This is a genomic window from Solibacillus sp. FSL W7-1436, from assembly GCF_038007305.1.
Taxonomy (GTDB): domain Bacteria; phylum Bacillota; class Bacilli; order Bacillales_A; family Planococcaceae; genus Solibacillus.
The window spans coordinates 3,740,373-3,753,761 of record NZ_JBBOWV010000001.1; the positions used below are offsets into that span (position 1 = coordinate 3,740,373).

At 38.7% G+C, this 13,389-nt stretch carries 19 protein-coding genes; 7 read left to right on the forward strand and 12 right to left on the reverse strand.

What is annotated here, in order from left to right; genetic code table 11:
- Positions 1–72: 72 nt before the first annotated feature.
- From comGF to comGA, 6 genes are read right to left on the reverse strand one after another with little or no spacing between them, the layout of a single operon-like run.
- Complete coding sequence (comGF, locus tag MKX73_RS18555) at positions 73–528, reverse strand: competence type IV pilus minor pilin ComGF (RefSeq protein ID WP_340718729.1); 456 nt, start codon at positions 526–528, stop codon at positions 73–75.
- A complete protein-coding gene (locus MKX73_RS18560; protein WP_340718730.1) occupies positions 525–818 on the reverse strand; it encodes a type II secretion system protein in 294 nt (97 codons plus the stop codon). Before MKX73_RS18560 ends, comGF begins: the two co-directional genes overlap by 4 nt.
- Positions 727–1,278, reverse strand: coding sequence for a prepilin-type N-terminal cleavage/methylation domain-containing protein (locus tag MKX73_RS19905; RefSeq protein ID WP_445783319.1), 552 nt, complete (start codon positions 1,276–1,278; stop codon positions 727–729). The genes MKX73_RS18560 and MKX73_RS19905 overlap by 92 nt, the downstream gene beginning before the upstream one ends.
- A gap of 2 nt (positions 1,279–1,280) precedes the next feature.
- Positions 1,281–1,595 (reverse strand): competence type IV pilus major pilin ComGC, encoded by a 315-nt coding sequence (gene comGC / locus MKX73_RS18565; protein WP_340718731.1) that lies wholly within the window; start codon positions 1,593–1,595, stop codon positions 1,281–1,283.
- A gap of 15 nt (positions 1,596–1,610) precedes the next feature.
- The gene (comGB, locus tag MKX73_RS18570) at positions 1,611–2,684 is read right to left on the reverse strand and encodes a competence type IV pilus assembly protein ComGB (protein WP_340718732.1); all 1,074 of its coding nucleotides are present in this window, start codon (positions 2,682–2,684) and stop codon (positions 1,611–1,613) included.
- The gene (comGA, locus tag MKX73_RS18575) at positions 2,665–3,681 is read right to left on the reverse strand and encodes a competence type IV pilus ATPase ComGA (protein ID WP_340718733.1); all 1,017 of its coding nucleotides are present in this window, start codon (positions 3,679–3,681) and stop codon (positions 2,665–2,667) included. Before comGA ends, comGB begins: the two co-directional genes overlap by 20 nt.
- Before the next feature lie 182 nt (positions 3,682–3,863).
- Between comGA and MKX73_RS18580 the strand changes: the two genes are divergently transcribed.
- Positions 3,864–4,562, forward strand: coding sequence for a helix-turn-helix transcriptional regulator (locus tag MKX73_RS18580; RefSeq protein WP_340718734.1), 699 nt, complete (start codon positions 3,864–3,866; stop codon positions 4,560–4,562).
- A 117-nt stretch (positions 4,563–4,679) separates the two neighbouring features.
- Entirely contained in the window at positions 4,680–4,922 is a 243-nt protein-coding gene (locus tag MKX73_RS18585) for a DUF2626 family protein (protein ID WP_008404362.1), read from the forward strand.
- Positions 4,923–4,978: 56 nt separating this feature from the next.
- On the opposite strand, the gene MKX73_RS18590 is transcribed toward MKX73_RS18585, so the two are convergent.
- Positions 4,979–5,623, reverse strand: a complete 645-nt coding sequence (locus tag MKX73_RS18590; RefSeq protein ID WP_340718735.1) for an MBL fold metallo-hydrolase — start codon at positions 5,621–5,623, stop codon at positions 4,979–4,981.
- Between the two features lie 172 nt (positions 5,624–5,795).
- Between MKX73_RS18590 and MKX73_RS18595 the strand changes: the two genes are divergently transcribed.
- On the forward strand, positions 5,796–5,972 hold the full coding sequence (locus tag MKX73_RS18595) for a DUF2759 domain-containing protein (protein WP_008404364.1): 177 nt from the start codon (positions 5,796–5,798) through the stop codon (positions 5,970–5,972).
- Positions 5,973–6,058: 86 nt separating this feature from the next.
- Here the strand turns inward: MKX73_RS18595 and MKX73_RS18600 are convergent, their stop codons facing one another.
- The 4 genes from MKX73_RS18600 to rpmG all read right to left on the reverse strand — a co-directional run bounded on the left by MKX73_RS18600 (position 6,059) and on the right by rpmG (position 9,347).
- A complete protein-coding gene (locus MKX73_RS18600) occupies positions 6,059–7,960 on the reverse strand; it encodes an LTA synthase family protein (RefSeq protein WP_340718736.1) in 1,902 nt (633 codons plus the stop codon).
- A 311-nt stretch (positions 7,961–8,271) separates the two neighbouring features.
- Positions 8,272–8,472: a YqgQ family protein gene (locus MKX73_RS18605; protein ID WP_079527733.1), complete on the reverse strand. Its 201-nt coding sequence runs from the start codon at positions 8,470–8,472 to the stop codon at positions 8,272–8,274.
- Between the two features lie 17 nt (positions 8,473–8,489).
- The gene (locus MKX73_RS18610; protein WP_340718737.1) at positions 8,490–9,053 is read right to left on the reverse strand and encodes a 5-formyltetrahydrofolate cyclo-ligase; all 564 of its coding nucleotides are present in this window, start codon (positions 9,051–9,053) and stop codon (positions 8,490–8,492) included.
- Positions 9,054–9,197: 144 nt separating this feature from the next.
- Positions 9,198–9,347, reverse strand: a complete 150-nt coding sequence (rpmG, locus tag MKX73_RS18615) for a 50S ribosomal protein L33 (RefSeq protein WP_008408521.1) — start codon at positions 9,345–9,347, stop codon at positions 9,198–9,200.
- 219 nt (positions 9,348–9,566) lie between these two features.
- On the opposite strand from rpmG, the gene MKX73_RS18620 reads away from it, so the two are divergent.
- Genes MKX73_RS18620 through MKX73_RS18630 form a run of 3 tightly spaced genes read left to right on the forward strand, consistent with a single transcriptional unit; the run spans position 9,567 to position 11,783 of the window.
- Positions 9,567–10,034, forward strand: coding sequence for a hypothetical protein (locus tag MKX73_RS18620; RefSeq protein ID WP_340718738.1), 468 nt, complete (start codon positions 9,567–9,569; stop codon positions 10,032–10,034).
- Positions 10,031–10,519, forward strand: coding sequence for a hypothetical protein (locus tag MKX73_RS18625; protein ID WP_340718739.1), 489 nt, complete (start codon positions 10,031–10,033; stop codon positions 10,517–10,519). Before MKX73_RS18620 ends, MKX73_RS18625 begins: the two co-directional genes overlap by 4 nt.
- 58 nt (positions 10,520–10,577) lie before the next feature.
- Complete coding sequence (locus MKX73_RS18630; RefSeq protein ID WP_340718740.1) at positions 10,578–11,783, forward strand: MFS transporter; 1,206 nt, start codon at positions 10,578–10,580, stop codon at positions 11,781–11,783.
- Positions 11,784–11,802: 19 nt separating this feature from the next.
- On the opposite strand, the gene MKX73_RS18635 is transcribed toward MKX73_RS18630, so the two are convergent.
- Positions 11,803–12,654, reverse strand: coding sequence for a DegV family protein (locus MKX73_RS18635; protein ID WP_340718741.1), 852 nt, complete (start codon positions 12,652–12,654; stop codon positions 11,803–11,805).
- Positions 12,655–12,893: 239 nt separating this feature from the next.
- Between MKX73_RS18635 and MKX73_RS18640 the strand changes: the two genes are divergently transcribed.
- On the forward strand, positions 12,894–13,364 hold the full coding sequence (locus tag MKX73_RS18640; protein ID WP_340718742.1) for a glutathione peroxidase: 471 nt from the start codon (positions 12,894–12,896) through the stop codon (positions 13,362–13,364).
- The last annotated feature ends 25 nt before the right edge of the window (positions 13,365–13,389 follow it).

Genomic DNA, 13,389 nt, shown 5'->3' on the forward strand with positions numbered 1-13,389 from the left:
TTTGTATAGAAAACAGCCGCTCCGGAAACTATGAACAATAAAAATACAGCGAGTAAAAATAATGCACCTTTCTCATTTTGGAGGTAATGGTAATACGAGGTCCCTTTCTCGCTTCGTTCCATTTTTCATCACTACCTTCATATTCACTTCATTTTCGGTAATTGCCAACTCCCAGTTCTCCACAAAAGGCAGTATAATTTCATTTCCCCCTTTGTTCGACCTTTTGCGCAAATGCTCTTCCGATTTATCAAAGACAAACAATCGCTCCTCGGGATCATTTAATATTTCCAGTTGCAGCATATTAGAACCGAGAACCTTACCAGATGCGGAATTCATATTGTACTGATGGAGATCATAAACGAACAATTCCCAGTTCACCTCGTCCTTCATCATTTCAAGCTGTTGAAGATCCCGAACCCATAAAAGGATAAGCAGGCTGATCACGCTAAAAAGTACGAACACAGTTAACTGAAACAAGCTTTCCAGTAATGTAAAGCCCCTCTCATTTAATGTTTGCCTCCTTTTCATACACACAGTTCCTCATTCTTATCCTTGTTGTCATACTGAACACATACTTGGTTATCTTCGTAATTCCATTGAAACTGAACACCGTCAATGTACTGAACTCCTGCTGTTTGTCCATACCTTTTATATTTCATCGCGCCTATAAAAGCTGCTTCTGCTGCATGGGCTTGCACTTTTTGTATGGCAATTTGCTGTTTCATGTTAAATGTGAGCGGAATGATTGTCGATGTAAGGAAGAATAAAATGACGACTGCCAACAGTGTTTCTACAAGAGTTAGGCCTTCCTGGCTCATGAAAAACCTCCCTTTCCAAAATTCTGGCTTTGCCGATATTGACGGAGTATTGATGGATTTCATTTTCAAAATGATAAGTTAGTTGTCCAAATGCCTGGACATTTCCTTTCGTATTGAATACCAGCCGGTTATTCGGAGTGGATAAATACATAGCGATTGGCCGCGCTATACGCTGATCGTATACAATCCCGGAGTTATTGCGCTCCCTTACTTGAATCCGCTGACAATTAATAATCTCGACGGTATAGGGCGTACCCTTCTCAATGGATAATAATTGTGTCATGCGTATTAACATCTCATTTTGATTTATCACCTGTTTTTCTGTATACTCCATTAACGGATTTTGTGAAAAATAGAGAATCGCTGAATTGACGACTAAAAAAATAAAGAGAACAATGAGCATTTCCATCAATGTAAAACCCTTTTCATCTTTTAACAGTGATTTAACTTTCCCATTCATCGTTATGTTCCGCTATTCCCCGGTCCAATGACTTCGCCTTCCACTATCTTAATTTCCGTATTATCCGGACATCTTAAATCATCTTCGACAATATAATCCTCTGCAATTAAATCCGAGACCGAAGCCGGATATTCATTATGGTTCAGCTTATACGCTTCAACTTGTCCTTGAAGCATCATTATATATGCCTCGCACCCTTTTTTGTCGATCGTTTCAAAGTGCTTAGATACGTTTGGAATTGTAACTAAAATCAAAATGGAAATAATTAATAAGACAACAAGCATTTCAACTAATGTAAATCCTTTTTCATTTTTCATCTTTTCCACCCCTTCTTATATAAAATCAATGACATCATACATCGGGATTAAAATACTTAAATAGGCAGCAATGACGCAAACGGCGATAACAACAAAAAGCAGCGGCTGAATAATTGCCAGGATTCGTTCAATAAGTTTCTGCAGTTTTTCATCCAAAAGTTCACAATATAAAATCAGCTCCCTTCCCAGCAAACCGCTCGCTTCACCGTGTGCAATAAAATGCTCAAACTTCGGATAGAAGTGGCCGACGATTTCCACTGCCCGCTCCAGTGAATCACCAAGAAGAATCCGTTCTTGAAGTGTACCGGCAATATAGGCGATCTGTTTTTGATGCTGTTGGGTTTTTAAATGATCGAATGCCTTTTGAAGTGAGAAACCTGCCAATAGCAGATTCCCTAAATGACGTGCAAACTGTCTTGTCAGAAAAAGACGCCAAAAAAGTCCGACGAACGGGATTTTAAATAGGAGATGAAGCTGCAGTTCAATTCGCTTCTTACGGATCTGGTAAACAACTATGGAGAGAATAATGCCGAAAGCAATGCCGATTGCAACAATGTAGTCCGGCATATGAAGGAAAAACGTCGACCACTGAATGCTCACTGACGATTCACTATGGACGCGGGATGTAATAACAGAAGACATATTAGGAAGAAAATACGTGCGAAAGGCTAAAAAAAGCAGGATTAAAAATGTAAATAAAATGAGCGGATAGGACATCACTTTTAATAGTTTCGTTTTCGCCTGCTGTTGAAAAACGAGCTGCTTTGCGACAAGACCAATCGCTTCGCTCAGCTTGCCCGTCACTTCTGCCAACTCAATTGACACCAAATACTGTTTATCCAGACAAAGCAGCTGAAATACTTGTGTTGCACTGCCACCCCCGCGCAATATATTTGAAATTTCCTGTTGGACCGGCTCATATTGTTTTACATGATAAGGCAACAGCATTTCGATACTGTGGGCAAATGTATAGCCTTCATTTAACAGAGTGGCGATTCGTTGGAGTAACGTTGGGAGCTCTGAGGATTTTATGACAGGTTTTTTAAACAAAGTAATGGATGCGGCATTTTTAAGGAGCGGTATATTCATAATAGTCACCTTGCAGTTTTTCGATTTGACCTGCCAATGTTTGATCATACGGTAATGAAAATGTTTGTTCTTGGATGATCGACTCAAAGGCAAGCTGCAATTGATCATCGGTTAAAAATTCAAAAATAGCCTTATAGCCGCTGTCCTCTGTTTCAATGAGACGCTGTGAAACAACACCTCTTAGCATCTGCCGCATTTCCTCAAATGAAACCGATAAATCATGAAGACGGTAAATACAGTTTACGGTATCCTTTGCATGGATCGTCGAAATAACGAGGTGTCCGGAAAACGCTGCTTCTATCGCGACTTTCGCCGTTTCCCTGTCACGAATCTCCCCGAGCATAATCACTTCCGGAGAGTGCCTTAGTATTGCCTTTAATCCTGCAGAATACGTCATTCCGGCTCGCTCATTCACTTGAATTTGCAATAGCTGTTCCTGCCTGCTTTCAACCGGATCCTCCAAAGAAATGACGTGTCGGGATAAATGCTGCGAACAATATTGCAGCAATGAATATAATGTCGTCGTTTTGCCTGTTCCGGTCGCACCGCTGATTATAATTAACCCGCTCTCCAGCCTGGCCAACCTGTGCAACTGTTCAACACTTCCCCGGAAGTGACATAATGACTGTAACGGGACGGTATAGTTTTGACGTAATATTCGAACTGCTAAACTTTCTTTGAAGAAGCTGGAAGGTAATGTAGAAATACGGAAGGCGTACATCGACTGGTCGATATATTTTTGGAAGGAACCGCTTTGAGGCTTTCGCTTTTCACTAATATCAAGAGAAGAAAGAAATTTAAAATAGGAAATCATACGGGTAGCGAGCTCTGTAGGGAGTTCGTCCTCCTTTTCAAAACGGCCGTATTTCCTCATTAACAGATCATAGCAACTCTCTCTTGGGAGTAAATGAATATCTGTTACGTTTAGCTCGGCCGCCTTGGATAAAAGTTCCAAACATTTTTGTTCAATGATCGATAACTGTTTAATGGAAATCACCTCTTTACCAATTCATTTGTTGTGACTCCATTATAAATCGTTTGTCCTGCAATTTATATAAAAATAGGGAAAATTTCTTTTTAATAGGAATTTTCTTTCAATATTAACAAATTTGCTAATATTTCATGTAGAATAATAGTAAAGTTAGCATTTATAATTTTTACCGTATTGGGGGTTTACAAATGATACATCCGATTAAAATTTCCAGCACTTTTGCTGATGAAACCCGGTTTGCTATTTATGAATTCATGTTGCAGCAAAAGCAATTTCTATCCGTTCAGGATATTGCAGATCAATTTAAAATCCATTCCAATGTAGCTCGTTTGCACTTAACAAAACTTGCAGAAATCGGTGCCATTTCTTCCGAACATTTAAAAACCGGAAAAGGCGGACGACCTGGCAGAGTATATAAAGCAAAACAGGAAGGAATCAATTTAAGCATACCTAGACGCGATACATCTTCATTAATTAAATGGTCACTTGAACTTATCCGTGAACTTGGAGAAGCAGCGTTGAGTAAAGCGCAGGAAATCAGTTACCGTGACGGGAGACAATCGATGCTTGAACTGATGAAGTCAATTAGACGAAAATCTCCACTTTCTTTTGACGAGAAATTGGCCATGTTAACGAAAAGTGCTACATTAATCGGTTATATTCCCGAAGTCATTGAGCATAACCAATCCAAATCCATCATATTTTCACTTTACAACTGCCCCTTCCAAGAGCAAATATCAAACTACGGAGAAATAGTATGCCAGCTTCATGAATCCTATTTGTATGGACAAGTTGATGCACTGTTTGACCGACATGAAATTTCGAAAATGGAAAGCATGGTAAGTGACTGTGACTTCTGTAAATATAAAATTTCCGTACACAATTAATGGAAAAAACATGCCTTTGTCACAACTCTTCCATATCTCACAGTTTACATTATCCAGAAACTTGATTTATAATGAATGAGAGACTATTCTATTTTTTTAGAAAAGGAGGGATATTTGATGAGCAATATGTATAAAGTTATGGCATTCTGGACTGCTATTTTCGCCGTTATGTTCTACCTTGGCGGTATGAACGAGGTTTCGCTATTATTCGTAGGTAATACAGGTTTATTTTTATTATTAGGCTTCTTAAATCTTTCAGAACGCATGTACATGTACATTTTTGGCGCATACTTGACTGTTTTCTTCGCCGGTTTCACCTATTACACAACATTCATACACACTCCGGGTGGCGGACATTAAAAAACGACACGCTCTTTAAAAGAGAGCGGTCGTTTTTTCATTTACATATGCGCGGATTAAAAGCCGTTTAAAAACGGGTTGGAATCCATCTCTGCAGCAGGTGTCGTATAGTCACCATGCCCCGGATAAATAATCGTATCTTCCGGTAATGATAAAAGCTTATCGTGAATCGATTTCAGTAAGACATTCATCGAACCTCCAATCAAATCAGTCCGTCCAATGCTTTGTTCGAATAATGTGTCGCCTACAACCGCAAATCCGTCCTCTTTAAAAATGAAAGATACACTTCCCGGGGAATGTCCTGGTGTATGGGCTACCGTAAAGGTAAAGGCACCGATCGTCATTTCCCCTTCTTTTCGGATGATATGTTCTTCCTCGGGTTTTTTCACAATATAATTCGGCAATTCCGCGTATTTGCCGGAACCGTTTTTCATCGGATCCGCAAGCCAATCCACTTCTTTTTCATGGACATACAGTGGAATATTGTAGATTGTCCTTACTGCATCCACTCCACCGATATGATCAAAATGTGTATGGGTCAATAAAATAGCTAACGGATTTAAGCCATTTTTGCGTAATTCATTTACAATGCGTGCCCCTTCTTCACCTGGATCAAAAATTAAGCAGTCTTTTTCTTTATTGCTTACAATGTAGCAATTCGTTTGGATCGGTCCAAGACTATATTTTCTAACATTTAACATAGATCATCACCTCTGTTTCCATTATACATTTTTTCAATCGATCTCATAGTGAAAGTTATCGTTCAAATAAACGCCACTTTTAATCCTCGACAAACGATTTGGAAACCTTTACAATAAAAGAGGAATATTGTTGAGACATTTTTTGGAATGTCGAAAGGAGTGTCAATTTTTTATGAACTTATTAATGGTTATTTTCGGTTTAGTTGCAATTTTTGGCGTAATTGGCATATTCCAATCAATCAAGGAAAAAAACCTTTTAGCTGCTGCCTTCAATGCATTAGCTGCAGGTGTTTTTGGTTGGTTCGTCATTATGACGGTATTAAATCAAGGCTATCCACCAACCCACTAATTGCAACAAAAAACGTATTGCTCGTGAAGCAATACGTTTTTTATATGAAAAAAAGCTGCTCCCGAATTTCTCCGGGGCAGCTTTCATTATTTATAGTCCGTATCGATCAGCAAGTTCCCTGTTTCTGTATCATAGAAACGCAACAGGTCACCATTAATAATTTGATCCGAGTATTCCAGCTCTTGTGTTGCACGGTCAATAAACGGCTGACATGCTTCCGTATCAGTTGCTTCTCCCGTTTCACGGTCGTAACATACTTCACCTGCATACACATATTGATCTGTTACAAAGCGACCATCACGGAAAATAACGAAATCCTCATGTTCTTCCGAGAACAGGTCTGCTCCTAATTGCATATCTTTTGAAGTTTCAATACCCAGCAGATGCAGTAATGTCGGACGAATATCCAACTGACCCGCTACATTATCCATCACTTGTCCATCATTAGAACCAGGTATGTGGATATATAATGGGACAGCCTGTAAAAGCGCACTGTCATATGGTGTGATTTCTTCTTTGTTTAAAAATTTCGCCATTGCTTTATTATGATTTTCGGAAATCCCGTAGTGGTCTCCGTACATCACAATAATCGAATTTTCATATAAACCCTGTTCCTTTAAATCATCGAAGAATTCCTTCACCGATTCATCCAAGTAGCGCACTGTTTGGAAATAACGGTTTAATGTACCTGAATTTGAATCATATTCAGGAATCATCATATCTTCCGGATCCAAATAGAACGGGTAGTGGTTTGTTAAAGTAATTAGACGGCTGTAAAACGGCTGTGGCATTTCTTTCATCAATGCTGCAGATTGTTCAAAGAATGGAACATCTTTTAGTCCCCAGTTTACAGATGTATCTTCCGTTACTTCGTATGATTCGATATCATAAAACTGATCCAATTTAAATGATTTGTAAATCATGTCACGGTTCCAGAATGATTTATTGTTCGCATGCATAACGTTTGTGAAATATCCATTTTCCCCTAAGCGCTCTGCAAAGGAGTTATACGTATTTTCACCATGTGTAAAGAACACTGCACCTCGACCTAAGCCATATAACGAGTTTTCGAAAATAAACTCAGAATCCGAAGTTTTCCCCAACCCAGTCTGGTGGTAAAAATCACTGAAGTAATACGTATCTTTATCGTTTGTCAATGAATTCAGGAACGGTGTTACTACTTCCCCATTCATTTCCTCATTAATAACAAATGACTGCAATGATTCTAAAGAAACTGCAATTACATTGCGGCCTTCATACTTGCCGAACATTTCAACATTAGGTTCCGCCTGGTTTGCGCGGACGTAGTTGCTCACTTCAACAAGCTCACTGCCATCTGCCAACGCTCGCTGTGCAGACGATTTCGACTGAACATATACATCGTAAAGATGATAGTTATACGTTCCGATATTTTTCACTAACAGTTCACGGTCAAATGCTCGTGTCAATAATTGCGGACGCTCTGTTTCTGCTAAGCCTAAGTTTAAAAATAAAATAGCAGCCGTCATAACAAAGTATGCTTTACGCGCATCTTTACGAATAGGCAGTAACTGTTCTTCCGCTTTCGGTAAAAGCTTCACAGCAATAAAAATCAGTAATACATCCACAAAATAGAATATATCTGTCCAGCTGATAATTGCTGCTGCTGATGTACCTAACTCTCCAAAATTGCTCGTTTGGAATAATACAGGCAATGTTACAAAGTCATTGTAGAAACGGTAAAAGGCAACATTTCCGTATACTACTAATGACAGTAAAATACTACTGCCGACAATATAGCGATTTCGCGCTTTTTGTGATTTCAGGAATAATGACAATCCATAGAAGAATAATAAGAAACTTAAAGGATTGATAATCAAAATTAACAATTGCATTGCATTTTCTATCTTCATATCAAAGCTAGTTTCATAAACAATTACAGTTTTAATCCAGGTTGCTATTACGGCAATCGCTAATATCGAATGTTTAGGCCATTTAAAATCTTTCATATCCTATACATCCTCTCTTTACATATTCGATTTTTTTAAATACATTGTTTTAGTTGTGTAAAATCTCTATTCAAACAAAACCTATGTTAAAGCTTTTCAAACAAATCCGCAACATTATATTGTTTAAACAGTTTACATTCATAAAACAGCACTATTATTTAGTACGTATTAAATTTGAAAAGGTTTCGTTAAATATGAAAACAGCGGTTTATTCCCGCTGTTTTACTCAGGATATGTTCGTCAAAAAGTTAAAACCCTAAGAAAACAAGCATTCCTCTATATGATCCTTCTTATTATACGCTAATTTCCAGTTATTTTCCCGCTTTAAGCCTTTGCTCTTCCTGACGCAAAATTAATAAGGCCATCTGAAAATCTTTCGTATCAATAAATTTTGATTTATATAATTCCTTAATTTCGTCTTCCATTAAGTACAAATCACCAATACGGTCCTTTGTATAAATGTAAATTCCGTATTGTTTTAAGATGTCGAGCACATCCAACATTGACTTCATTTTCGTTCCTCCACCAATTATTCGCAGATTATGCGATTTTTGTCTGTAAGTAGTATATGTACCGGAAGATCATGTGATTCTCTCGGTATTTCGTTTAACAGCTGCTCCTCAAATGCCAAGGAGATCCGCTTTCCATTAAATCCAACCAAATAGCGGTCATAGTAGCCCCCGCCAAATCCGATGCGGTATCCGTGATGATCAAAAACAACTCCCGGCACGACCATGACATCAATTCGTTCTTTTTTGACCAGTTCCGTTCTTTCTCGTATCGGTTCTAATATATTTTGGTATGCTCGTTCGGTTTCATCAAAACTGTTAATTTTGTAAAACTGCATCGAGCGATCTTTCGGATTACATTTCGGAACTGCAACATATTTATTTAATTTCCATAATTCTTCAATAATAAACGTTGTATCCACTTCCGGCTGATTTGATAAAGTAATTGCGATAATATCTGCTTTTTGAATAGATGGTTCCTGTAATAATTGCCGAGCGATTTCCAATGAACGTTCACGATATTCCTGATCGGTCATATTGGACAACTTTTCCTGCACTTTTTTACGGTAATCTCTTTTCTCCAAAACATATCCCCACTTTCAATCAAGCTTTTTTAGGTTAAACATTCCTATCATAAATCAAATTCATTGAATCATCATAGTAACATTTAAAAGGAAAGCAAGTAAAAAGCCAAAACCAACGAGTGGTTTTGGCTAAATGAGCGATTATTACTTTGTTTCACGGTGAAGAGTGTACTTCTTCTCGCGAGAGCAATATTTTTTAAGTTCAAGACGCTCTGGATTGTTACGCTTGTTCTTTTTTGAAATGTAGTTACGTTCGCCGCAGTCTGTGCAAGCTAAAGTAATGTTTACGCGCATCATTAACCCTCCCACTCTAAATTAAGAATAAATTTATTTGAGCATGATTTATACGACTTACCTATTATAACACACTGTTTTAAAAAATCTAGTATCATTTCTTAATAAGTTTTACTATGTTAAAATAAAGGGAATCTGCAGTGAAAAAGCGATTCCCTGCTTCAATTTCAAGTTTACTGTCAAAACAATCACATAGATAAAAGAAATGGAGGATTTCATATGGGACTTTCTTCAATATTAATGATAGCTGGAATTGCCGTCATTATTATATCCCTATTGTTTAAAGATAAATCCGCAAAAGTCGAAAGAGATGTCGAAGATTTATCAATTAATATTTATCAGGAAACAAATGCTTTAAAACGACGCGTAAAGGCCCTGGAAGAAGAACTGCTTGTAGAACCAAATTTTCAAGTGCGTAAACCTTCTCTTGTCCAACAGCAAAATTCAGAACAGCAAGCCGCCTTTTCATCTTTCCAGCAAGCAGCAGCCCAGGTGAAAGCGGCTCAAAGCTATGGAACGGCTTCTAAGGCAACTCCGCAAAAAAGCACGAAACCGATTAACGGTATATTAGTTAGCCAGGTACTCGCGCTCAATAGTCAAGGCCTATCGATTGAGGAAATCAGTAAGCGTTCGACATTATCACATGCTCAGATCCAATCGATTTTAGCAAATGGAGGTCAACAATGAAATCATCGTTGCGAGCATTTGGTATCGGTCTTTTTGTGGCAGGTGCAAGCATGGCATTGTTCGACAAGCTGCCAACTGACTCAAGTCAGAAAGATAACGCCGCTTATGAAAAGCAATTAGACGACTATGAAAAACAAATTGATGAACTGACAAAACAATTAAACGAGCAAAACCCGGATTCCGCCAATTCTAAAAAAGCGGACGAGCAAACAACCAGTACAGCCGAAAAGAAAACACCCTCTACAAAAGAAGAAATCAAAACAGGTGTAGTGGAAGAGACTATCTATATTTATGAAAATGTTTCTATTTATACTATCGGACAGCAAGCGGAAGACTTAGGTATTGTCACAAATGGCCGAGAGCTTGAACTTTATTTGTCAAAACCGGAATTTGCGCGTTCGATTCAAAAAGGTGCATTTGATCTCCGCTCCGATATGACGATCGAAGAAATCGCCCAAGTGCTGACAGGGCAACCTACCGAATAGCTGCAGGTCACCATCCAAACTGCAATTATTCAAAAGTTTTCAAGATTGAAGGGATTACATGGACTATATCAAAAGAGGAACAAAATCCTTTAAAATGACGAACATCGCATTATTTGCTGCAGGTTTTATCACCTTTGCCAACCTTTATATCACGCAGCCGCTAATGCCCCAGTTTTCAAAAGATTACAATGTCTCCCCGGCTGTAGCCAGTTTATCATTATCTGCTGCTACATCTGTTTTGGCATTTAGTCTGTTACTTTTCGGATCATTGTCGGAAGCATGGGGCCGAAAAAAACTGATGACCGCTTCGATATTTGCGGCATCCGTTTTAACCCTCGCACTGGCGTTTGCTCCTAATTTCGAATCGATTCTTGCACTGCGGATCATTCAAGGTTTTGTATTTGCAGGGGTTCCAGCCATTGCGATGGCCTATTTAGGAGAAGAAATGGAACCTTCAAGCTTAGGTGTCGCAATGGGTCTTTACATAAGCGGAAATGCGATTGGCGGATTATCCGGCCGTATTATAATCGGCACGATGAGTGATCTGTTCAGCTGGCAAACCGGAATGATTGTTCTTGGGATTTTAAGCATTATTATCAGTTGTTACTTCGTATGGGCACTACCTGAATCCAAACATTTCACACCGCGCCCATTGCAGTTCCGATTACTGACTAGAACACTGTTCCAGCATATAAAAGATAGACGGCTTGTTTTACTGTTCGGGATTGGATTTGCATTAATGGGCAGCTTTGTGACAATGTACAATTATATCGGCTTCAAACTGGTTGATTCACCTTATCATTTAAGCATGACATTTGTGAGTTGGCTATTTGTTGTTTATTTGGTAGGGACGTGGAGCTCCACATGGTTTGGAAGCTTGTCTGATCAGTATGGCCGGCAAAATGTTCTCTACAGCGGAATCATCATTATGAGCTTAGGTGCAGTTCTCACCTTTCCTGTAAGTCTGCCTTTAAAAATAAGCGGACTCATTATATTTACTTTCGGCTTTTTCGGCGCTCATTCCATTGCAAGCGGCTGGGTCAGTCATTTAGCCAAAGTCGATAAAGCCCAGGCTTCCTCATTGTATTTGTTCGCCTATTATATGGGGTCAAGTATCGGAGGAACGCTCGGCGGTATCTTTTGGATGCACTATGGTTGGACCGGCGTTGTTCTTTTCATCGGATCAGCACTTGCAGTTACATTTATTTTCGCGCGATTTATTCAATACTTTCAATCTAAATACGAAAAAATGCAGAGCGCCTAGAAAGAGGCCCTGCATTTTTTTATTCCCGCACCCATGTCAAACCTAATGTACCTTCTCCTGCATGGACACCCACACAGGCGGAAAGTGGTGTTGGGGTAAATTGAATTGACGGAAAGTCTTTTAATAATTCTTTTTTCCATTCGATAGCTCCTGCTTCATTATTACAATGAATAATTGCAGCTTCTTTTACAGGTGACTTTAAAATAGCCCGCTCAAGTTTTTCAATAACAGCTTTTTTGGCACGATTATCGGCACGGACTTTTTTTGCCACTTCAACGCCGCCTTCTTTATTGTATTCAATCACCAGTTTAATATTGAGCAAGTTGCTGAGAAACATCGCCATCCCTGAAACACGCCCGCTTTTATGCAATTGCTCCAGGCTTGCAGGGATAAAAGCAAGTTCCGATTTGCCACGCATTGCTTCTATTTTCTCTACGATAGCTTCAGGGCTATGTCCTTGTTTTCCAAGCTCAATTCCGAGTGCCAACATGACTTGCATTGGATAGGAACCGATTTTCGCATCAATTACATAACTTTTAAAACCCGCCTGTTCTGCTGCCATTGGAGCACTTAACACAGTACCCGACAGTTGCTCTGAAGTATGAATCGCTATGGCACAGTCATAGCCCTGTTCTTTTAATTTTTCATATAAAGCTACATGCTCTCCGAATGCCGGCTGAGATGTTTTCGGGTGTATTTTAGAATTTCTTAATTTATCATAAAATTCATCGTGCGTCATATCCACTGTTTCACGAAGGGGGCCCTCTTCAAAAACGATATTCAACGCTAGCACATGAATTGAATGTTCTTTAATATAACTTTCCGGTAATAATGCTGCAGTATCTGTAATCCATGCAATCTTTTTATTCATTATAAAACTCCTTGATGTTAAATATTTTATGTCTCCCAAGAATGTAAGCGCAAACAAAGTAATGGCACAGTGACACATGTCATATTTGAATGGATAAGTTCCGGTGCCGACATTTTTTCGACAATATTCGAGTTTTATTTTCATTTTTAATTGGTGCCGATTGTTTTACATAGGGGCTTTTTTTCCGTACGATAAAAGTACAAACAATTATATTAGTAGTTTCGAGGAGGAACGAAAGCATGAATATTTATGATATTCCTGTTAAGACAGAAAAAGGCGAGCAATATGAATTAGACCGGTACAAAGGCCAAGTAATGATGATTGTTAATACGGCAAGCAAGTGCGGATTTACAAACCAGTTTACAGAGCTGGAAGAATTATACGATAAATACAAAGAGGAAGGATTTGTCGTACTCGGTTTCCCTTCTGATCAATTTAAACAGGAGTTGTCTTCCGGCGAAGAAGCTGCAGAGTTCTGCCGCCTGGATTATGGTGTAACGTTCCCGATGCATGAAATGGTGAAAGTAAACGGTTCAGAAGCTCATCCTTTATTCAAACATTTATCTTCTGAAGCTAAAGGTCTTTTAGGACAGTCGGTTAAATGGAATTTCACAAAATTTTTAGTCGACCGTGATGGCAACGTTATTAAACGTTATGCCCCACAGGATTCACCGACAAAAGCAGAAAAAGATATTGCAAAATTACTTTAAATTATATTTTTATAATAGAAGAGAG